22 protein-coding genes are annotated in these 20,930 nt (G+C 59.8%); 8 read left to right on the forward strand and 14 right to left on the reverse strand.

From position 1 onward, the window contains the following. On the forward strand, positions 1-467 hold a 467-nt coding region (locus ABEV74_RS06415; RefSeq protein WP_430144507.1), incomplete at its 5' end, for an RsmF rRNA methyltransferase first C-terminal domain-containing protein. Positions 468-677: 210 nt separating this feature from the next. Continuing rightward, positions 678-782 (forward strand): dihydroorotate dehydrogenase, encoded by a 105-nt coding sequence (locus ABEV74_RS06420; RefSeq protein ID WP_430144510.1) that lies wholly within the window; start codon positions 678-680, stop codon positions 780-782. Positions 783-923: 141 nt separating this feature from the next. Here the strand turns inward: ABEV74_RS06420 and ABEV74_RS06425 are convergent, their stop codons facing one another. The 6 genes from ABEV74_RS06425 to ABEV74_RS06450 all read right to left on the reverse strand — a co-directional run bounded on the left by ABEV74_RS06425 (position 924) and on the right by ABEV74_RS06450 (position 6,971). After that, positions 924-1,721, reverse strand: a complete 798-nt coding sequence (locus ABEV74_RS06425; protein WP_430144512.1) for a Cof-type HAD-IIB family hydrolase — start codon at positions 1,719-1,721, stop codon at positions 924-926. Positions 1,722-1,971: 250 nt separating this feature from the next. After that, positions 1,972-2,721, reverse strand: a complete 750-nt coding sequence (locus ABEV74_RS06430; RefSeq protein ID WP_235593191.1) for a pseudouridine synthase — start codon at positions 2,719-2,721, stop codon at positions 1,972-1,974. Between the two features lies 1 nt (position 2,722). Then, positions 2,723-4,375 carry an RsmB/NOP family class I SAM-dependent RNA methyltransferase gene (locus ABEV74_RS06435; protein ID WP_430144514.1) on the reverse strand — a complete coding sequence of 551 codons (1,653 nt, stop codon included), beginning with the start codon at positions 4,373-4,375 and terminating at the stop codon, positions 2,723-2,725. Positions 4,376-4,527: 152 nt separating this feature from the next. Then, positions 4,528-5,058, reverse strand: a complete 531-nt coding sequence (locus ABEV74_RS06440; RefSeq protein WP_430144517.1) for a DUF309 domain-containing protein — start codon at positions 5,056-5,058, stop codon at positions 4,528-4,530. Then, positions 5,055-5,858 (reverse strand): GTP diphosphokinase, encoded by an 804-nt coding sequence (gene yjbM, locus ABEV74_RS06445; RefSeq protein WP_062494177.1) that lies wholly within the window; start codon positions 5,856-5,858, stop codon positions 5,055-5,057. Before yjbM ends, ABEV74_RS06440 begins: the two co-directional genes overlap by 4 nt. A gap of 15 nt (positions 5,859-5,873) precedes the next feature. After that, entirely contained in the window at positions 5,874-6,971 is a 1,098-nt protein-coding gene (locus ABEV74_RS06450; protein WP_430144519.1) for a quinone-dependent dihydroorotate dehydrogenase, read from the reverse strand. Positions 6,972-7,202: 231 nt separating this feature from the next. Between ABEV74_RS06450 and ABEV74_RS06455 the strand changes: the two genes are divergently transcribed. Continuing rightward, complete coding sequence (locus ABEV74_RS06455) at positions 7,203-7,340, forward strand: hypothetical protein (RefSeq protein ID WP_201024036.1); 138 nt, start codon at positions 7,203-7,205, stop codon at positions 7,338-7,340. 8 nt (positions 7,341-7,348) lie between these two features. On the opposite strand, the gene ABEV74_RS06460 is transcribed toward ABEV74_RS06455, so the two are convergent. The 3 genes from ABEV74_RS06460 to ABEV74_RS06470 form a co-directional block, all read right to left on the reverse strand. Further along, positions 7,349-8,737: a L,D-transpeptidase family protein gene (locus ABEV74_RS06460; RefSeq protein WP_430144521.1), complete on the reverse strand. Its 1,389-nt coding sequence runs from the start codon at positions 8,735-8,737 to the stop codon at positions 7,349-7,351. 138 nt (positions 8,738-8,875) lie between these two features. Continuing rightward, a complete protein-coding gene (locus ABEV74_RS06465; RefSeq protein WP_062494182.1) occupies positions 8,876-9,112 on the reverse strand; it encodes a ferredoxin in 237 nt (78 codons plus the stop codon). Positions 9,113-9,219: 107 nt separating this feature from the next. Then, the gene (locus tag ABEV74_RS06470) at positions 9,220-10,488 is read right to left on the reverse strand and encodes a DNA polymerase IV (RefSeq protein ID WP_062494184.1); all 1,269 of its coding nucleotides are present in this window, start codon (positions 10,486-10,488) and stop codon (positions 9,220-9,222) included. A gap of 210 nt (positions 10,489-10,698) precedes the next feature. Between ABEV74_RS06470 and cimA the strand changes: the two genes are divergently transcribed. Continuing rightward, the gene (cimA, locus tag ABEV74_RS06475; RefSeq protein WP_430144524.1) at positions 10,699-12,309 is read left to right on the forward strand and encodes a citramalate synthase; all 1,611 of its coding nucleotides are present in this window, start codon (positions 10,699-10,701) and stop codon (positions 12,307-12,309) included. Between the two features lie 103 nt (positions 12,310-12,412). On the opposite strand, the gene ABEV74_RS06480 is transcribed toward cimA, so the two are convergent. Continuing rightward, positions 12,413-12,979, reverse strand: a complete 567-nt coding sequence (locus ABEV74_RS06480; protein ID WP_430144527.1) for a TlpA family protein disulfide reductase — start codon at positions 12,977-12,979, stop codon at positions 12,413-12,415. 138 nt (positions 12,980-13,117) lie between these two features. On the opposite strand from ABEV74_RS06480, the gene ABEV74_RS06485 reads away from it, so the two are divergent. Together ABEV74_RS06485 and ABEV74_RS06490 are read left to right on the forward strand one after the other, a co-directional pair. Continuing rightward, complete coding sequence (locus ABEV74_RS06485) at positions 13,118-14,416, forward strand: MFS transporter (protein WP_430144530.1); 1,299 nt, start codon at positions 13,118-13,120, stop codon at positions 14,414-14,416. A 157-nt stretch (positions 14,417-14,573) separates the two neighbouring features. Then, positions 14,574-15,050 carry a M67 family metallopeptidase gene (locus ABEV74_RS06490; protein WP_430144533.1) on the forward strand — a complete coding sequence of 159 codons (477 nt, stop codon included), beginning with the start codon at positions 14,574-14,576 and terminating at the stop codon, positions 15,048-15,050. Here ABEV74_RS06490 and ABEV74_RS06495 read toward each other — a convergent pair. The 3 genes from ABEV74_RS06495 to ABEV74_RS06505 all read right to left on the reverse strand — a co-directional run bounded on the left by ABEV74_RS06495 (position 15,024) and on the right by ABEV74_RS06505 (position 18,269). Then, positions 15,024-15,758: an exonuclease domain-containing protein gene (locus ABEV74_RS06495; protein WP_062494193.1), complete on the reverse strand. Its 735-nt coding sequence runs from the start codon at positions 15,756-15,758 to the stop codon at positions 15,024-15,026. The two genes, ABEV74_RS06490 and ABEV74_RS06495, sit on opposite strands and share 27 nt — an antisense overlap. Next, entirely contained in the window at positions 15,755-16,846 is a 1,092-nt protein-coding gene (locus tag ABEV74_RS06500; RefSeq protein ID WP_213528375.1) for a DUF294 nucleotidyltransferase-like domain-containing protein, read from the reverse strand. Before ABEV74_RS06500 ends, ABEV74_RS06495 begins: the two co-directional genes overlap by 4 nt. 67 nt (positions 16,847-16,913) lie before the next feature. Further along, positions 16,914-18,269 (reverse strand): ammonium transporter, encoded by a 1,356-nt coding sequence (locus ABEV74_RS06505; protein ID WP_062494197.1) that lies wholly within the window; start codon positions 18,267-18,269, stop codon positions 16,914-16,916. Between the two features lie 460 nt (positions 18,270-18,729). Between ABEV74_RS06505 and ABEV74_RS06510 the strand changes: the two genes are divergently transcribed. Beyond that, a complete protein-coding gene (locus tag ABEV74_RS06510) occupies positions 18,730-19,206 on the forward strand; it encodes a MerR family transcriptional regulator (protein WP_062494199.1) in 477 nt (158 codons plus the stop codon). Positions 19,207-19,240: 34 nt separating this feature from the next. Then, positions 19,241-19,927 (forward strand): zinc metallopeptidase, encoded by a 687-nt coding sequence (locus ABEV74_RS06515; RefSeq protein WP_430144537.1) that lies wholly within the window; start codon positions 19,241-19,243, stop codon positions 19,925-19,927. A gap of 84 nt (positions 19,928-20,011) precedes the next feature. On the opposite strand, the gene gltC is transcribed toward ABEV74_RS06515, so the two are convergent. Next, positions 20,012-20,911 (reverse strand): glutamate biosynthesis transcriptional regulator GltC, encoded by a 900-nt coding sequence (gene gltC, locus ABEV74_RS06520; protein WP_430144540.1) that lies wholly within the window; start codon positions 20,909-20,911, stop codon positions 20,012-20,014. Positions 20,912-20,930: the final 19 nt, after the last annotated feature.

Genomic DNA, 20,930 nt, shown 5'->3' on the forward strand with positions numbered 1-20,930 from the left:
GCCGGGACTCGCGCGGAGGCGGCGACCACGCCGCCGCGCTCGCACTGCTGCGCGCCTTCGCCGCGGAAGCGCTGCCCGGCCTGACGCTCGGGCCGGGCGAGCCGCTCCGCTTCGGCGACGCGCTCTACTGGCTGCCGCATGACGCCGGCAGCCGTTTCGGGGCGGGCGACCTGGACGGCCTCAAGGTCGCCCGCCCGGGTCTGCACCTCGGCGACGTCCGCAAAGGCCGCTTCGAGCCCGCGCATGCGCTCGCGCTCGCCGTGGCCGCGGACGCGGCCGCCTGGGTGCAGACCTATCCGCCCGAGGCCCCGGAAATCGCCGCCTATCTGCGCGGGGAGACGCTCCCCGCGCCGGACGGCATTCGCGGCTGGGGCCTCGTGGCGGCGGGCGGCCTGCCGCTCGGCTGGGGCAAGGCGAGCGGCGGACAGATCAAAAACCATCTGCCCAAAGGGCTCAGACGGCCGTAACATAGCCGGGCACACGGCTTCTGCCGCCGGCGGCCAGGTGTCTGTTCTCCCCGTCTGCGCCGGCGTCTGGAGCAATCGCCCAAGTTGGTCGTAATCGGGATATGGGTCAATCTTTTTGCGCCGATTGCCATATGATACTGTATACCGGCTAGTAAGCAACATGCAAGTATGGACGACCCACACCGGAATACTATACAGGGAGGAATTTACGTGTCTGGTGCTTACGGAGGCGGCTTTGGTAGTTTTACATCGGTAGGTGTGATCCTGGTCCTGTTTATTCTGCTGGTTATCGTAACCCGCGGAATCTTGTACTAATCACTTCTCAAGAACAATCGAAAGCCGCCGGGGTCTCTGGCCCCGGCGGCTTTCGCCCGTATTGCCGCACATTCGCAAACCATCTCGCTGCACAGCCTCCGTCTTCGCTACCGGTCCGGCCTCGCAGCTCCCTGGGGCCGCCTAGTCCCAGGCGTATTCCAGCAGCGCCCGCATAACCCCTTCCTCCGCGTTAGAGCTCGTGACGACGTCCGCCGACGATTTCACCGCTTCGGGCGCATTGGCGACCGCCACGCCGAGTCCCGCCATCTCCAGCATGCCGATGTCGTTATAATAGTTGCCGATCGCCATAATCCGTCTGCGGTCCACGCCGCGAATGCGCGCCAGCTGCTCGAGCGCCCTTCCTTTGGTTGCGTAGCGGTGCTGCACATCGATGAAATATTCCCCGCTGCGTATCCATTGCAGCTCATGGTTCCAGCCGTTCCAGTCCCGTTCGACTTCATCGATCATATCCTTCGGCCCGGACACGGTCATTTTGACCGGCTCACCGGGCAGCGCCGCGCCCGGTTGCCGCAGCGTCGGACGAATATGGAACTGCCCGTATATTTCTTCGATCTCCGGCGTCAACCGCTCGACCAGCACCTCGAATGCCGTGCTGATGTCGAAGTGAAGTTCGTGCCGTCGGCAATAGTCGACAAAGACCTGCAGCTGCTCTTCGCGCAGCGTATACTGATGGATTACTTTCCGTTTCGCCGTCTCGACCGTCGCCCCGCCGTTATGGGTGATGATCGTGCCCTCCAGCCCGATTTCCTCCAGAACCGGGATGGCCCCGCCCGGCCCCCTTCCCGTACACAGTACGATCTCCGCACCGCGACGCGCCGCTTCGCGGATTGCTTCGCATGTGCCCTGCGTCAGCTTGTGATCGTCCGTCAGCAGCGTTCCATCCACGTCGAGTGCGATAATATCGTAATGTAAACCCATCTCCCTGCCGCCTCCAATTCATTTTCCATGCTTATGAACAAGATGCTTTCTCAACCTAAAGCCGTACCCGATTGTCGACTTTCAGACAGGCTCGCTTCAAGCCCGTTCTTTCACAAGCTGATATTTCCTCAACCCGGCTCTTTCCACCGGGCTGCGCCTATCAGCTTGCGCTCATAAGCTTGCGCCTGTCAACTGCTCCCCATCAGCCCGCACATGCGCCGCCGAAATCCGCTTTCGCGTTCCCGATCGGTCATCCGTCCAGCTGCAGAAGCCGCAACTCCTTCTCCGTCAGTTCGCGATAGTCGCCCGGCGCAAGCGACGCATCGAGCACCAGCGGCCCCATCGACAGCCGGCGAAGATGAACGACCTTCAGTCCGACCGCCTCGAACATCCGCTTTACCTGGTGGTACTTGCCTTCCCGGATCGTCAGGCGGACGACGGATATCGCCCGGCCATCCGGCCCTTCATCGGTTTCCTTCACTTCCAGCTCGGCCGGCATGGTGACATAGCCGTCGTCCAGCTTGACGCCTGCCGCGAATGCCTGCACATCGGCATCGCCGACTGTCCGGCTCCCCGCCACCTTCGCTTCGTATGTTTTCGGCACATGCTTGCGGGGAGAGAGCAGACGATGCGCAAGCTGCCCGTCGTTCGTCAATAGCAGCAGCCCTTCGGTATCCTTGTCGAGCCGCCCCGCCGGGAACGGCTGCAGCGCCGCGTCCGCCGGCGAAAGCAGGTCGACGACCGTCCGCTCCCGCGCATCCTCCGTCGCCGATATGACGCCGGGCGGCTTGTTCATCATCAAATAAATAAATTCACGGTACAGAACCCGCTCTCCTCCGAACCGGACATCCTGCGTCCCGGCATCGACGGCCATACCGCTGTCTTTAACCGGTCTTCCGTCCACGGTGACGAGCCCCTGCTTCACCGCCTTGCGCACTTCGCTGCGGGTACCGTATCCCATATGGCTGAGCATTTTATCCAGCCGGATCGTCCTGGCCACGTCAGATCATCCTCCATCCTGCGGGCAGCGCGTTTTTCAGCATGCCGTCCGCGATCTTCCCCCAGCCGACCGGATGCCCGTCGGCCAGCACAAGCGCATACCCGTTGCCGCCGCTTCCGGCGCGATCCGCCCCGAGGTGAATCGTCTCTCCTTTCAGATAACGGACAATGTCCGTTCCGGAGGAGTCGAACGCGACCGTTCGCACCGCCTCTTCGGCTTTCAGCCCCATCGCCAGCGCTTGCGACGGCTCGAAGCGTCCCCGTGCCGCATCGCCCAAATACCAGCCCGCCCGGACGACCTTCAGTCCGTCCAGACCGGGAAGCCCGTCCGGCTGCAGGTAGACGCGGCTCCCATAATTGACAAGCCGGCCTTCCCACCGTTCGGCGCCGCGGAGATGGTCGCGGGCGAACGCCATCCAGCAGGCGATCGGGTCGGACGCCAGTCCGTTTCGCCCTCCGTCCGTGCTGTCTTTGCGTAAGCGGCCGTAAAGCGCGCCGTCCCGGCGGGAAAACTTGTCCGTCTTTCCGCCATTCTTGAAACCGGCATGCGGGCGCGCCGCTTCATAACCGGAATTGCCGCCGTTCCGTTCCGCTCTTCGCCCCGACCGGCGTCCGATTCGTTCCTCCCTGCCGGCTTCGTCCCTGCCGGATTCCTCCCGTCCGGCTATGCGCTCTCCCGCCTCGCCTTGTCCATCCGCGTCCGGCTCCGGCCGCCGCCTGAGGACGGCGACATAATGCCCCTCGCCTTCGGTGCGGTGCGGCCACAGCCGCACCGTGCCCGCCAGCCCGGCCAGCTTGTCCGCATCGATACCGTCCTGTCCGGCCGCCGCCATGCCGACCCATTCGGGCCGCCCCGGCGACCAGCCGTACGCATGCGCCACCGGCACGATCTCCAGCTTCGGGTCGTCGGCGAGCAGGGCGGCGATTTGCGCTTCGTTCTCCTCCGGCGAGAAGGTGCAAGTCGAATAGACGAGCGTGCCTCCCGGCTTCAGCATCGCGGCGGCATGGCGCAAAATATCCCGCTGCATGACGGCGTATCGTTCGACCGAATGCTTCTCCCATTCCGCAATCATCGATTCGTCCTTGCGGAACATCCCTTCCCCCGAGCAAGGCGCGTCGACCAGAACCCGGTCGAACCAGCCGGCGAAGCGGGCAGCCAGCGCCGCCGGTTCTTCGTTCGTAATGACGGCGTTGCGCACGCCGGCGCGCTCGATGTTTTTGGCAAGCGCCTTCGTCCGTTCTCCGGCATTGTCGTTGGCGACCAGCACACCTTGCCCTTGCAGCAGGGAAGCGATCTGGGTCGATTTGCCGCCCGGGGCGGCGCACAAGTCAAGCACGCGGTCGCCGGGCTTCGGATCGAGCAGCTCGGCGGGCGCCATTGCGCTCGGCTCCTGAATGTAATAGAGTCCGGCATAATAATGCGGATGCTTGCCGGGCCGGTCCTCGCCGTCGTAATAATAGGCTCCCTTCGCCCAAGGCACGGGCGCAAGCCGCCCGCCGAACGGCGATCCGGCCCGCCACTGCTCCGGTTCCGCCTTCAGCCCGTTCACCCGCAGGCCGTAATGGCGCGGCCGGTCGTACGAAGCGAAGAACGCTTCGGCTTCCGGTCCGAGCAGCCGTCTCATTTTCTCGACAAATCGTTCGGGCAACTTCATGCAAAACCTCCTAGACCGTTACCGCGCACCCGCGTAGTACGATTCCCGGCGCAGCCTTTGCCGTCGGCGCGGAACGCTGTGCGAACCGTACACGTTCGAATACCGCCCCGACAAGGGACGGTATCGACATCATCATGACCGGTCCGATCAACTCAATATGACTCTTCCTCCGTATTCGGCAGCCGCGCCTCCGTCTCGGAAACGAGGTCGGCAAGACGGGGATCGGCGACGGTCAGCGCGAACGGCTCGAACGGCGGCGCTGCCGGAAGCTCTCCCGGCTTCGCGGTATCGCCGCCGGCCTTCCGCCAATCCGCGAGCCAGGCGGACAGCGTCCTCATCGCCCTTTCCGACTTCTCGAGCAAATCCGCCACATTCAGCCCCCGTTCGATGGCGGGATACCGCGACAGCTTGCCGATCGCCCCGCGAAACAGCTTCACCGCGCCGGATACGTTGCCTCCCCGCCAATGATGAAGCGCGACGGCTGCCTGCAGCAACCCTTGCCAGAACGGGTCGCGTCCCTCCTCCAGCCACAGCTCCTCCATTTCGTCATGGCACTCGTAATACGCCTGCCGGAAGTTGAACAACGCGATGTACCGCGCATACTTCTCGTCATACGCCGGATGCTGCGCGCCGCCGGCATCTCCGCCGCCGTGAAAGCCTTCGCCGCGCTTTTCGCCCGTCATGTCAGTCCGCTTTTCTTGGCGCGCAAAATCGCCGCCTGGATATCGTCAGACAGCCGCTCGAGCGCGATAATGTCCTCCGCTTCGTACAGTTCGTTGAACCGGAGCTGAAATTGCGCCGCTTCCCGCACGCGGCGGAAAAAGTACAGATCCTGTATGCCGTTCAGCACCCGCGAGACGATGTTCGAGCGTTCCTCGAACTCGCGCTGGGAATCGATAATTTCCCTCCGGATGCTGGACATTTCGTTGTCGAGCTGGAACGCGGCCTCGGCCGCCTTCTTCAGCCTTTCCCGCACATCCTCCGGCAAGCTTTGCTTATATTTATAGTTAAGCGAATGCTCGATCGTCGCCCAGAAATTCATCGCCAGCGTGCGGATTTGCACTTCCGCCAGCACCCGCTTCAAGCCGAGCGCCGTCTGCACCGGATATTCGACGATCATATGATAGCTGCGGTAGCCGCTGTCTTTAAAATTCGTAATGTAATCTTTCTCGTAAACGAGCGTCAAATCTTTGCGCGCCCGGATCAAATCGGCGACGCGCCGGATATCGTCGACGAATTGGCACATGATGCGGATGCCGGCGATATCTTCAATGCCGACCTCCAGCCGGTCCATCGGGACGCCCAGCAGCTTCGCTTTCGCCAGTATGCTCGATATTTTTTTTACACGGCCGGTGACAAATTCGATCGGCGCATAAGCTTCTCTCATCTTGAGCTCGGTGCGCAACGTTTTGAATTTGACCTTGAGCTCCTCGACCGCTTGTTCGTAAGGCTGCAAGAACAGATTCCAATCTCTACCGTCCATTCGGCCGCCTCCTGTCTAAATATGATCGGCCCCCGCCGCTTCGGCAATATTGCGGTATCCGTCCCGCCGCAGTAAGGCTTTCAGCCCGTCCGTCAGCTCGCGCAGCAAGCCCGGCCCACGGTATATCAGCGAAGTATATATTTCCACGAGACTCGCTCCCGCGCGAAATTTATCGTATGCATCGGCAGCTGTAAAAATGCCGCCCGAACCGATAATCGGCAGCTTGCCTCCGGTCTGCCGGTATATGGCGCGAATGACCTCCGTCGACCGGTCCTTGAGCGGCTTGCCGCTCAGTCCGCCTGTTTCGCCGCGGTTCGGATGCGTCAGCCCGTCGCGCGACAACGTCGTATTCGTGGCGATAATGCCGGAAATGCCGCTGCTTGCGATCGTTTCGACCGTATAGGCGAGCTGCTCGTCCGTCATATCGGGCGCGATTTTGACCAGCACCGGCTTGGCCCGCTGACCGCGCTTCGCCGCCTGCGCCGCCATTTCTCCGTTCACGGCGTCCAGAAGCCTGCGCAGCTCGTCCCCGTGCTGAAGCGCACGCAGATCGGGCGTATTCGGCGAACTGATATTGACGACGAACAGATCGCCGCTGTCGTACAGCGTCCGGATGCAGGCGCGGTAATCCTCGTGCGCCCGGTCGTTCGGCGTCGTCTTGTTTTTGCCGATGTTGACCGCCACCGGTATCCGCCGCACCTTTCGGCGGGCGAGCCGCTCGGCCATCGCTTCGGCGCCGTCGTTGTTAAAGCCCATCCGGTTAATGAGCGCCTCGTCGGGCGGCAGACGAAAAAGCCGCGGCTGCTCGTTCCCGGGCTGGCCTTTCGGGGTGACCGTTCCGACTTCCATGAAACCGAAGCCGATGCTGGAGAAGCCGTCGACCGCCTTGCCATTTTTGTCGAGGCCGGCGGCAAGGCCGACCGGATGCGGAAACCGCAGGCCGAACAGCTCGACGGCGAGCTCCGGCGATTCCCGCACCCCCCATATGGCGTGCATCAAGCCGGTCATGCCCGGCACCCGGCCGGCCGCATACAGCCCGTCGATGACGAGGTGATGGGCTTTCTCGGGGTCCATGCGAAACAGGACCGGCTTGGCTATTTTTTCATAAAGCAAACTCGCTCACTCCGTTCTCGCGATAAAAAAGGTACTACCAACCAGTTTATCTCGTTCCGGGTCAAAAGAAAAGAGCCGCCGGACGACTAAGCCGCCGGACGTTCCGGACCGTCGGCCGCCTGAAAACCGGGAGGCGGCACGGTTGCGGCTTTATCGGGAAACGATTACAATGGGATTATATATACGGCATTATTTTTTATAATAGAATAATAGTAAGAAAGGTGATTACGCATGAGCGCAGCCAAACGAAAACCGCCCACACTCCGATCGAGGCAGCCGGAAGAACCGAACCGAAAAGCGATCATCTGGACCGCCTCGATCATCGGCGTCGTCATCATCGGCATGGCCCTCCTGCTTATTTTCAACTGACGGAAAGGTTACAGCCAGTCGTACACTTTACCGGGATTGGTCTCATCCTCCTGCGGCTCCAGCGCGAACCGTTCGCGCGGAACGGCAGGAGCGGCGGGAATGATCCCTTTTTTAATAACGACCTCCGTGCCGATCGGCACAAGATCGTACAGCTCTTCGAGATCTTTCCGCAGCATTCTGACGCAGCCGAGCGAATTGTCGCCCCCTACCGTCTCCGGCTCGTCCGTGCCATGGATCGCATACGGCGTGTCGGACAGCGTCATCCCCCGGCTGCCGAACGGCCCGTCGTCCCGCCCGTTCGGGTTTTTCACCTTTTCGGTAATGGCGAACGTTCCTTCCGGCGTCCGCTCCCCTCCGAGTCCGACCGGATAGACGCGGACGATCACATCACCGGTGACGACGGCCAGCCGGTGGCGCGACGTATCGACGAGAATGCGCAGCGGTTCGTCCGGCAGCCCGCTTGCTGCGCTTGCCGTCCCGTCCGGTAGTCCGAGGGACGAATCTCCGCCGCCGCTGTCCGCCGTGCCGTTGTCCGCCTTGGCGAACGAACGCAGCAATTCGGGGAACATAGCGCGCATTTCGGGCGTATCCCCCGACAGCATATTGTCCGGATACGGCCGCACAAGCTCGCTCAGACCGCGCGGAAGCCGTCCGCGCAGCCGCTCGTAGTGCGCGATGGCGCTCGCAAGCGTCCAGCGCTGCTCCTGCAGTCCGCTCCACTCGCGCAGCAGCCTCGGCGCATCGCCCGTTTCCGCCGGCATACAGCGGCACCATGCGGCATCATGCGTCCGGACGAGCCATCGTCCGTCGCCGTTCTCCCGTCTGACGGTCAGCAAAATGCGCGTATCCCCGTCCCAGCGCCGCCAGACGCCGGCCTCCTCCATTTTCGCGGCGATGCCGTAATCCGCATCCCGGGCGCCCAGCAGCGCCGTCAGCGCCGGCTCGGAGCCGCGCGGGGCAAAGGCTACGGCAAGCCCGGCGGCCGTGCCCATGCTCCACGCTTCTTCCCCTTCCGTCAGGCGCTGCCTCCCCTGCCCTTCCTCAACCGTCTCGCCGGGCCTTAGCTCCGCGGGACCGATTCGCTCCTCCGGTGCGGCGGGAGAGCCGGTCAGGCCGAGCAGCAGCAGCGCGGCGACGAGCATAGCGCGGCGCAAGGCCGTCCGCCGCTTGCGCCGGCGGTTCCATTCTCCGATCAGCACTTCCGGTTCGTCGGCCAGCGGATGCCGCTTCCGTTCGAACGCCTCGAACACATCGCCGGATTGCAGGAAGCAGTAGTTCGCCTTCGCTTCCTTGCCCCGCTCTTCGTAAGCTTTCCCAAGCAAATACCAGGCCATCCGGTTGTCGGGATGCTTGCTGACATAAGTTTTCAAATAATCGATATCGGTCGAGCCTTCCATTCGCGCCCCCCGCCGTTTCCTCTTTTATCATAAGTATCGGCATTCCGGCCGGGATCGTAAATCGAACAGAAAAAAAAACTGCTCCCTCATGCCCGGAAAGGGAAAGGAGCAGGCTTCGCAAGCCGATTGATGCGTCATTCAGTTGTCGAAAGGCTCGTCCGCGATTTTGATCGAATCGGTCGGGCAGCCGTCCGCAGCGTCTTGCAGATCGTCGTACAGATCTTCCGGAATTTCCGTCACGCCGCGGTTGTTGTCTCCTCCGTAGATGACTTCCGCCAGACCGTCATCGTCGTAATCGTAAATATCGGGAGCCGTCGCTCCGCAAGCGCCGCACGCGATGCATGTATCTTTGTCTACCCAGGTAAATTTGGCCAATGGTGTTCCCTCCTCGAATTCCCCTTGCCGCCTTACTTTCTGTTTCTATTTCAGGAAGCAATTCTATGCGTCAAATACGACCAAAGTTCATAGCTTTTCTGGTCTTTTCATTCCTCACTATATAACAAATGCTCGTCCATTTGCAAGGATGTTCCGCGAATTCGTTTATTGCGGATGAGCGCCGACGGATCGTCGCCGAGCATGCCGGCCGTCAACACCGCATCCTCGCCGTACTTGTCACGCAGCTGATCCATCGCTCTCGTCAGCGCCTCCTTCCGCGGCTGCTCCCGGTAGCTGAACAGATCGAGCTGTACGGCCGTTTCTTCGCGCGGCGTCAAATTTTGCAGTGTGACGCCGAGCAGACGGGCGGGCTCTCCTTCCGGCCAATGCCGGTCGAACAGCCGGCAAGCGGCGGCATAGATGTCGGCGGTCGTTTCGGTCGGCGATTCGAGCGTCTCCGAACGGGTAATCGTCGACATGTCCGGCCGGCGCACCGTAATTTGCACCGTCGACGCCATCAGCTTCTGCCGCCGCATACGGCGCGCCGTCTGATCGGCCAGGTTAAGCAGCACCCGATGCGCTTCCGCTCTCTCCCGCACATCGCTCGGCAGCGTCGTCGTATGGCCGATCGATTTATTGCGCCCGCGCACCGGCTGCACCGGCGAATGATCGATGCCGTGCGCCGCATTTTTCATCCATGAGCCGTACACCCCGAAATACCGGATCAGCAGCTCCTCGTCGGCGGCCGCGAGCTCCCCGATCGTGCGAATGTTCAGTTTGCGCAGCTTGGCCGCCGTCTTCCCCCCGATGCCGAACAGCGCCTCGCACGGCTTGTTCCACAGCAGGCGCGGCACGTCGCGGATGCGCAGCACGGTCAGCCCGTTAGGCTTGCGCATGTCCGAAGCCATTTTCGCCAGCAGCTTGTTCGGCGCGACCCCGATCGAACAGGGCAGCTGCCATTCCGTCCGGATGCGGCGCTGGATCGTCTCGGCGATGGCGAGCGGTTCTCCGAACGCCCCGGAGCCGGTAATGTCCAGGTAACATTCGTCGATGCTCGTCGCCTCCACAAGCGGCGTATACTGCCGCGCTATATCCATAAATCCGCGCGAGTATTTGCGGTACAGGTCGAAATCCGGTCGGATGAGCACAAGCTCGGGACATTGCCGGAGCGCCTGGCGGACCGTCATCCCGGTCTTGACCCCCCGGCGGCGGGCGGCGTAGGACGACGTGACGACGATTCCTTTGCGCAGCTCCACGCTTCCCGCCACCGCCGTCGGCTTGTCCTTGTAGGCTTCCGGGTCTTCCGCTTCATGCACGGAGCAATAGAAAGCATTCATATCGATATGCAAAATAATGCGCCCGCCAGCCTTGGCCATGCTCTCTTCCCCTTCCTTCCGAATATACGTTCCGGTTTTCTGCGATTGATTTCAGCATACCGAAGCCGCTCCGGTTAATCAACCGGAAAAGGCGGCTGAAACCCTTCTACTTTTCGTCCCTGTAGTGCTATAATAGGGAATATTGACCGGAGAACGGCTTTTTTCGCCATTAATCCGGCTTCGTGAATGAAATGAGGAGGCGTCCCGGAAATGACCAATGCCATTTCGATTTTTGACACAACGCTGCGCGACGGCACGCAAGGAGAAGGGATCAGCCTGTCGGCCGACGATAAACTGAAAATCGCCCAGAAACTCGACGCATTGGGCGTCCACTATATAGAAGGCGGCAATCCGGGCAGCAACGGCAAAGACATCGAATTTTTCCAACGGGTCAAATCCCTGAACCTGCGGGCGAAAATTACCGCATTCGGAAGCACGCGGCGCAAAAACGCGCAAGCCGAGCGCGACGCGAGCCTGCTTCGCATCATCGAGTCGGGCGTGCCGGCCGCGACGCTCGTCGGCAAGACATGGGATTTTCACGTCCATACTGCGCTGCAGACGACGCTGGAAGAAAATCTCGCCATGATCTACGATTCCATCGCCTTTCTGAAAAGCCGCGGGATCGAAGCGATATTCGATGCGGAGCACTTCTTCGACGGGTTCAAGCATAACCCGGACTACGCCCTTGCCGCGCTGCGCAAGGCGCAGGAAGCGGGCGCCGATTGGCTCGTTCTGTGCGATACGAATGGCGGAACGCTGCCGGGCGAAATTTACGATATCGTGACCCGCGTCTGCGGCGAGCTGAAGACGCCGATCGGCATTCATACCCATAACGACTGCGAGCTTGCCGTCGCCAACTCGCTCGCGGCCGTACAAGCCGGCGCAAAGCAAGTCCAGGGGACGATCAACGGTTACGGCGAACGGTGCGGCAACGCCAATCTATGCTCGATTATCCCGACCCTGCAGCTGAAAATGAACTATTCGTGCATTTCGGCCGAGCAGCTGCAGCAGCTGACGAGCACCGCCCGTTATGTCAGCGAAATCGCCAATGTCGCGATGCCGGTCGGCCAGCCGTACGTCGGCAACGCCGCTTTTGCCCACAAGGGCGGCATTCACGTATCGGCGATTTTGAAGGATTCCAAAACGTACGAGCATATCAAGCCGGAGCTGGTCGGCAACAAGCAGCGCATTCTCGTGTCCGAACTGGCCGGACAAAGCAACATCATTTCCAAAGCGCAGGAGCTCGGGCTCGATATTACGGCCAACAACGACAAAACGAAGGAAATTATCGACCGCATCAAAGATCTGGAGCATCAGGGCTACCAGTTCGAAGGGGCCGATGCTTCGCTGGAACTTTTGCTTCGCGAAGCGTTCGCAGAAGTACCCGTCATATTCGAGCTGGAATCGCTGAAGCTGCTTGTGGAGAAATCGAAGGATCATATGGTGTCCGAAGCGATCGTCAAAATTACGGTCGGCGGCGAGAGCGTCTATACGGTAGCCGAGGGCAACGGTCCGGTCAATGCGCTCGACCATGCGCTGCGCAAGGCGCTCGTGCAATTTTATCCGAAAATCAACGACATCCATCTCACAGACTATAAGGTCAGAGTGATCGACGAGAAAGATGCGACGGCGGCCAAGGTGCGCGTCCTCATCCAATCGACCGACTTCCAGAACACATGGAGCACGGTCGGCGTGTCCAGCAACGTCATCGAGGCCAGCTGGGAGGCGCTCGTCGACAGTTTCCGCTATGCGTTAATCGGGATGGAGCCCGTCGAAGTTTCGACCCCGGTACGCGAACAGCTCGGATTGGTCAACCATTAAAAGGCCGCGCGCCTATACCGCACATTCAAACGAACAAGGGCTGCGCCTGTATCGTCACGGCAGACAATACGGGCGCAGCCCTTGCTGCGTCTTCCCCGCCGGTTCAAGAGGCGGACAAGTGCTGTTCGATTATCGCTTTCCATTGATCGAGCGGAATGACGCCGGTGACCCGCTCCACGACATGGCCGTCCCGGTTCACCAGCACCGTGGTCGGGAATTCCTGATCCACTTTGTAAAGCTTCGTTACCGTTCCTTCCCGGTCCATCAAAATCGGAAACGTCAGATTCATCTGTTCGACAAATTTCCGCGCATCGCGTTCCCGGTCATACTTTGTCGAATTCACGCCGTATAACGTCAAACGGTCCCCGTATATTTCATGGATCTTCTGCAAATCCGGCGCTTCCAGCTCGCAAGGGCCGCACCAGGACGCCCAAAAATTGATCATGACGAGTTTATCCGACGGCCCGCCTACCGCCACCTCTTCCTCCGCAAGGTTCGGCAGCGTAAATTTCGGCGCCGCATAGCCCGGTTTCGGCTTTTCCTCGTCCGAAACGGCAGCCGGCGCGGCTCCGTCCGGCCCGGCCAGTTCTTTTCGCTCATTCGCATACTGATAGATCGCGACCGCCGCCAGCACCGCAACGACCGCCAAAATTCCGATTGTGCGCTTCAAAGGCGTTCCCTTCTTTCCCTGTCTTTATCGCCATCGCCTTCTCCTATTCATGTTAACATTCGGGGAATGGAGACTCAAGCGGAAGGGCATTTTATCACTAAACCGTCAAACCAGACGAAAACAAAGGAGTCTCGGGCAATGGAGAAAACGAAGCGGGGAATCGGTTCATTCGGGACCGGACGATTGAGAACGGCCGATTTCAAGAGCGGCAAAGACGGGGCGGAAGCCAAAAGCGGCGGCAAAGGCAAATGGGCGGAATACGCGGCGCTCGCTACGGTGCCGCTCGTCCTGGTGCTCGGCAATTCGATGCTGGTGCCGATTTTGCCGGACATGGAAAAGAAAATGAACATTTCGTCATTTCAAGCCAGTCTCGTGATTACGTTATTTTCGGTTACCGCAGGCATTTTCATCCCGATACTCGGCTATTTATCCGACCGCTACACCCGCAAGAAGGTGATTTTGCCTTCTCTGGCCGTATACGGCGCGGCCGGCATCGTAAGCGCCCTTGGCGCCATATGGGGTTCCTACGCGACGCTGATTGCCGGCAGATCGCTGCAGGGGCTGGCGGCGGCCGGCACGTCGCCGATCGCGATGGCGCTGATCGGCGACAAGTACAAGAACGGCGAGGAAAGCGAGGCGCTCGGTCTGATCGAGGCTTCCAACGGGGCGGGCAAAGTGATCAGCCCGATACTCGGTTCGCTGCTTGCGCTCATCGTCTGGTACGCCCCTTTCTTCGCGTTCCCGGTCTTCTGCGCCGCTTCGCTCGTTGCCGTCTGGACGCTTATTTCGGAGCCGAAAGCCGATAATCGCCAAAAGATCGGCGTCAAAACCTATGTATCCGACATCAAGGACATTTTCAGGCAAAAGGGCAGATGGCTGCTGCCTTGCTTCTTCGTCGGCTCGCTCGGCCTGTTCATTTTGTTCGGCGTACTGTTTCATCTTTCCGATATTTTGGAGAAGCCGCCCTACAATATCGACGGCATCGCCAAAGGCGGCGTGCTCGCCATCCCGCTGCTCGGCCTCGTCATTACCGCCTATACGACCGGCCGCGTACTGAAAAACAACGGGAAGCTGATGCGCAGGCTGATGATCATCGGGCTCGTTCTAATGGCCGCTTCGCTCGCCGCAGCCATCTTCAGCTACAAGCTCATCGTCCTGCTGATCGGATTGCTGACGTTAAGCAGCATCGGCACCGGAATGATGCTCCCCTGCCTGAACACACTCATTACGGGAGCGGTCGACCGCAGCCACCGCGGCATGATCACGTCGCTGTACAGCAGTCTCCGCTTCTTCGGCGTCGCCTTCGGCCCGCCGATTTTCACCTGGCTGGCCGGCTTGTCCGTGGCGGTGCTGTTCGGTTCGGTGGCGGCGCTGTCGCTGCTCGGTCTCGGCCTCGTCTGCTGGCTGATCCGTCCGCCGGCCAAGACGAGCGGCTAGTCCCGGTCCGTACAGCCCGACGGCTCTTCCGCGGCAAACGATCAAGCCGGGCGGACGCGAAGCTGGTATAATAAACGGCAGACATGACAAAATGACGGCCGAAGCTTTTAAGCTTTCATGCTTTCCCGCTTCGCCCGCAGCAAAGGAACTGCCGCTTATGCCGAATATCGCCGATCTGCAATCGAATTGTCGCCATCCCGAACGAACAGCTTATATTACGGACGCCGCTTACCGTACGCTTCTCCTTCACGGACGGCGCTCATGGCCGGAGGAAGCGTGCGGACTGCTCATTCGCCGCGGCGCGTCGGACGGATGCCCGGCCGCCGCAGATGCGGCAATAGCGCTCCGCAACGCCCATCCGGCGCCCGGGCGCGCCTTCGCGTTCGACCCGGCCGAATGGGTCGAGACGTTCTGCCGCATTCAGGCGGACGGCCACACGGTCGTCGGCTGGTACCATACCCATCCCCGGACTGCACCGGTTCCGTCGCTGCAGGATGCTGCCGGAGCGGCCGGATTGAGCGGGCTCACGTGCTGGATCTTGTCGCTTCGCCGGCCGGAAAGCCCCGAGCTGCGCGCTTACCGGGTGACCGCAGGACGTTTCGATCCGCTAATGGTTGCTCAAATAAGCGTATAGATCGCCGAGCGTTATAATATTGCGCTCGCGGATGCGGCGCAAATACGACCGCCACAGCTCGGCGGTCATCAGTGAATCGTACAGCGCGTGATGCCGGTTTTCGATCGGAATGCCCGCGCTTTCGAGCAATTCGTCCAGCCCGTAGGCCGGCCGGCCCGGTTCCAGCCATTTGGCCACCATCATCGTATCGAGCACCCGGTGATTCAGCGCGACTTTCGACGTTTTCCACAACGCCGCGCTTAAAAATTGCTTGTCATGCTTCGAGCCGTGAGCGATCAGCAGCCTCTTCCCGACAAACTCCATAAAATCGTGCAGCGCCTGCAGCAAATCCGGCGACTCCGCCGCCATCTCGTTCGTAATGCCGGTCAGCTCGATAATATGAAGCGGTATGCGGCGGCGCGGATTGACGAGCGTGTAGAACGTCCCATCGGCCACCCGTTCGCCGCCGCGCATCAGCACGCCTCCGATCGCAATAATTTCGTCGCCGCCGTAAGGATTAAAACCGGTCGTCTCCAGATCGAAGACGACCGCTTCCAGCTCCTGCAGCGGCGTATCCAGCATCGACTGTTTGCGCTGCTCCTTCGCAACCGAACGGATGAACGCCATCTGCTGCGCGTTCTGGGCGCCGAGCATCGAAGCGACAGCCGGCGCGAAACCTCCGAGCTTGTACAGATGCCACATGCGTCCGACGCCTTTCTGCTCTTTCATGTTCGACCTCCTCTGTGCGGACCGCCCGGCTCACCCAATGTCCGTTTCCGGACAACACGCTGCAGCCGTTTGCCGATGCGCAGCGCTTCTTTCAGCTCGTCTACCGTGTCTTTGGTCAGCTTGGCGGCGGAGACCATGCCGTTGCTCGTCCTTACCCCGTCTTCCGTCCGTTCCGTCGTCATCAGCCGCAGCCGGAGGAACAGCAGAAACGCCATTTCGTATGCAGACTTCTCGTCCTCGTCGAGCCAGCCGGCCTCCCGCAGCCTTTCCAGCCTGCGCAGCGTCGACGTTTCGTGGAGCCCCGCCTGCACCGCCAGCAGCCGAACGGCGTTTACCATCGGGATATAGGCGCCGTATTTCACGTCCAGGCTGCCCGAATCCTCGCCGTACCGTTCTTTCAGCAGCTGGCCGAATACGCCGACCAATACTTTGTGCCGCATCGTATTGTCCAGCATTCGGCCCACGATAACGGGGTGAACGGGCATATTGCCGTAATAGTACTCTTTCAATTCCCGCACCAGCCGTTCGTCCCCCGCCACGCAGCGGCCGTCGGCCACAATCAGCAAGTAGCGGACCGCCTCCCAGGTCGGATCGGCGAACCATTCGTCCAGCTGCCGCTTCCATTCGCCAAGCGAGCGGCGCCATGCCGGATTGCGGCTGATTACGTTGCCTTCGCAGGGCGGATAACCCGCTTCCACCAGCATGCGGACGACAGTCCCGGACAAATGCGCAAAATAAGTCTCCGCCTCCTCCGCACGCTCGGGCCGATCCTCGTATACTAGGCCGCTGTCCTGATCGCTTGCATGCGTCTGTTCCCCGCGTCCGCCGCTGCCGAACAGCATATATGCGTAAGGCACGGGCGGAGATCCGATCCCCGACCGTGCCGTTTCCGCTTCCGCCAGCCGGACCGCCCGGCGAACGATCGCGTCATGCGCCGCATTGAGCCGCCTGTAATAGCCGTCGATTGCGCCGGATGCGGGACAGGCGGCGGACAGCGCGTAAATTTCGTTCCGCATGCCGCGCAAGTCCCGCGCGTCTTCGGCCGAACCGATCCGCATGAGCAGCCGGCTCCAATCCGAATCGTTCATCGGCCTCTCTCCCCTCTTCTATGAACGAACATCGATCGCATCTCAGGGGATTATACCATTTCCAGCCTTAAAAACTCTCGACTTTTTTCATTTGTTCCGGATAGCCGTACGAGCCGTGCTCGCTCATATCGAGACCGATAATTTCTTGCTCCTCCGTTACGCGGAAGCCGACCGTTTTCTTAATGACGTAGAGAATGGCGAACGACAGGACCAGCGCATATGCGCCGGAAACGACGACACTTTCAAATTGCACCCACAGCTGTCTCCAGCTTCCCGTATCGATCAGACCGCCTTGACCGACGCCGACCTTCTCCGCCAACTCTTGCGTCGCAAAGATGCCGTTGGCGAGCGTCCCCCAGATGCCGGCCATGCCGTGCACGGAGAGGGCATAGATCGGATCGTCCACTTTCAGCTTCTCGAAAAACTTCACGCTGTAAAATACGAGCACGCCGGCCGCAAGACCGATGACGACCGCCGCCCACGGTTCGACGAAGGCGCAGGAAGCCGTAATGGCGACAAGCCCCGCCAGCGTTCCGTTCAACATCGTCGTAATGTCGGCTTTGCCTTGAACCGCCCACGAGATAAGCAGCGCGGATACGGCGCCCGCCCCTGCGCCAAGCATCGTCGTGAAGGCGACATATCCGAGAAAGCCGTCGCCGATTGTGAGCGCGCTGCCCGCATTGAAGCCGAACCAGCCTACCCACAGCAGAAGTACGGACAGTGCGCTGTACACCTGATTATGTCCGGGAATCTCGTTCGCCGAGCCGTCCTTGTTGAACTTGCCGATCCGCGGCTTGAGCAGCACGGTGGCGGCAAAGGCGGCGATCGCTCCCGTCAGATGCACGACCGTCGAGCCCGCATAGTCTTGCGCGCCGTCTTCGGCCAGCCAGCCGCCGCCCCAGATCCAGTGCGCGATCACCGGATAGATGATCACCGCGAAGAACAAGGTAAAGATCAGATATGAGGACAGTTTGGCGCGTTCCGCGAAGCCGCCCCATGCAATCGAAAGCGAGATCAGGACGAAAGCCAGCTGAAACAGGAAGTATACGGCCGGCGGGAAGGCGTCGCCCTCACCGGCGGCGATCGCCGGGTTGTAGAAAAAGTCTCCCCATCCGAACAAACTGCTGAGCGGGCTGTCGCCGCCGTAGGCGATACCGTAACCGAATGCCCAGTAGACCAGTGTCCCGAGTCCCAGCGTGAAGATCGTTTTGCCTGCCACATGGCCGGCGTTCTTCATACGGGTCGATCCGGATTCCAGCAGGATAAAGCCGCCTTGCATCAGCAATACCAGAATGAATGAGAGCATGATCCAAATCGTGTTCAGCCCCATATCCAGCGTGGCGGCCGCAGGTTCTTCCGCGAAAGCCATCGCCGGAAAAGCCAGCAACAGCAGGCTCGATGTCAACAATAATCTCTTGAGCACTACAATCACTCCTCGTGTCATGTTTTATTACTTTAAATGAAAATCTTAATGTCATTATAGTCATAAGGTCTCGTTTTGACAATATATTTTTCGATCATTTTGCAAATAAATCTAACGTTCGTCCTTCGAAATGATCTGAATGTTAGGATTTAGCTCAAGGATACGGCGGATATCCGTTGTTCTTTCAGAAAAAGGCGGCTTGACACGTACAATCCGGTTTTGTTATGTAACCTTTCATGACTTGATTGCCGGATTGTATTCGCCCAAAAAAAGCATAACGTTTGACTGTATGGTTATTTTCCGATTATCATAGGATAAGAAATGAAAAATAAAAATTGGGCTTTCATCGAAATCTGTTCGACGAGAAGCGGCCGCATTCCAGCGGAAGCTTTTCATGCCGTCGGAAAGTCTTTGGTCCTATTTGCGCCATGCGCGTATGCTTTCCGAGCGGTAATCAAGCATGACTGCAGTACCGGAAAAGGTGGTGAATGAAGATGGGGATAAGCAGCGGCTCTACCGGATCGGGGAACTTTCCAAGCTCGCAGGCGTAAGTCCGCGGACAATCGATTATTATACCTCCATCGGTTTAATCGAACCGGCAAGCCGGTCAGCCAAAAATTATCGTTTGTACGGGGATGAAACCTTACTGCGGCTTGAGCGTATTGAACAATTGAAGCGGCAGAAATATTCGCTCGAAGAAATCAAGCATCTGCTTGACAGCTGGAGCGCGGTTACGCCCGAGGAGCAAGTTTCGAAGAAACTTACCGATCTGCAGCTTCATCTGGAACAGCTGGAACGGGAAGTGAAGGAGCTTGAGCCTGTTATCCGGAAGATGAAGCCCCGGCAGGTAAACCGGCTTCTTACGCGGCTGATGCCGCAAACGGCGGCATGCATCGAAGCGCTGATGTTCTTATCGAATAAAGGACCTTTTATGTAGCACATACTACAACGACTCAGATGGAGGGATACGAATGTATTTTTTTCACCCGATGGATTTCCTCATCATTATCGCTTTCGGGTTGTCGCTTTGGGCGCAATTCCGGGTTAAAGGCACATTTAACAGATGGGCCAAAGTACAAGCCATGAGCGGCATGACCGGCTACGAAGCCGCCCGCCGCATGCTTGACGCCAACGGCCTGCACGACGTCCCGATCGAGCCGGTGCGCGGGGCGCTGACCGATCACTACGACCCGATTAACCGTGTCGTCCGGCTGTCCGAGCCGGTCTATTATGAAAGCTCGATCGCCGCTATTTCGGTAGCTTGCCACGAAGTCGGCCATGCCATCCAGCACAAGGTTCATTATCCGATGCTGGTGGCGCGCCACCGGATTTTCCCGGTCGTCAATATCGCCTCGGGCGCTGCGCCGTTTTTGCTGATTGCCGGCTTCCTGTTCAATGCAACCGGTCTGATCGGCCTCGGCATCATCTTCTTCTCGGTTGCCGTCGCGTTTCAGCTCATCACGCTGCCTGTCGAGTTTAACGCCAGCAGCCGCGCGCGCGACCTGATGATCGCCGAAGGGTTCATTACGAACGACGAAGAGCGCGGCGTCGCCAAAGTGCTGAATGCCGCGGCCTTGACATATGTCGCCGCAGCGCTGATCTCGCTGCTTGAATTGATCAAGTATATTATGATCTTTACTTCCAGCCGCGAAGAATAACGGCGACAAAAACGCAAAACCGCCGCATGCGTCCTGCATGCGGCGGTTTTGCGTTTGTTCCGCCCCTGCGCACGGCAGGGCGGCCTAATCCGTCTTTCGTTTCGCAAAGAAATCAAGCAGAAAACGGTGAAACACTTTGGCCACGAGCGGAAGCTTCTCGTTCGCCCGCCAGATGACGCCGACCGTCCGCGTCACCTGCGGCGAGCGGAGCCTTACCATTGCCGGGTGAAGTGGTCCCTGATGCTGAAGCGCCATCTCCGGCAGCAGGCTGACGCCCATTCCGGCTGCGACAAGTCCCCGGATCGTCTCGGTTTCTTCGCCCTCGAAACCGATTTTCGGCTTGAACCCCGCCTTGTGGCAAGCTTCCCATACGATCGGGCGGAGCGAGTAGCCTTCGCTGAACAGGACGAACATCTCGTCTTTCAGTTCGATGAGATCGATCGATTCCTTTTCGGCAAGCGGATGGCCGGGCGGCAATATCGCGAACAGCTCTTCGGTCAGCAGCACATCCCCGGCCACCCCTTCGTGGTCGTCCGGCAGTGGGGATATAAAAGCCAGATCGATTTCACCCTTCATCAAGTCGCGGATCAGCGACGGATACATCCCTTGTCGAAAACGAAAGCGCACATTCGGATGGAGCTTGCGAAACGACGCCACCACCTGGGGAATGACCGAAATGCCGAGACTGTGCGGAAATCCGAAGCGGATCTCCCCTTTTTCCGGGTCCAGAAACTCCTGGACTTCCAGAACGGCCCGCTCCAGGTCGGCCAGAATCTCCTCCACCCGCTTCAGGAAAAGCTGTCCGGCAGGCGTCAGCTGCAAATTCCGGCCTTTCTGAATGAACAGCCTCGCGCCAAGCTCTTCTTCCAACTGATGAATTTGCCGGCTAACCGCCGACTGCGCCACATGAAGCTCCTCCGCAGCTTGCGTCACATGCTCCTTTCTTGCCACTTTCACAAAATAATAAAGCTGCCGCAGTTCCATAAATGTTCTAATCTCTCCT

Origin of the sequence: Paenibacillus cisolokensis (assembly GCF_050481165.1) — a bacterium.
Classification (GTDB): Bacteria; Bacillota; Bacilli; order Paenibacillales; family Paenibacillaceae; genus Paenibacillus_AH; species Paenibacillus_AH cisolokensis.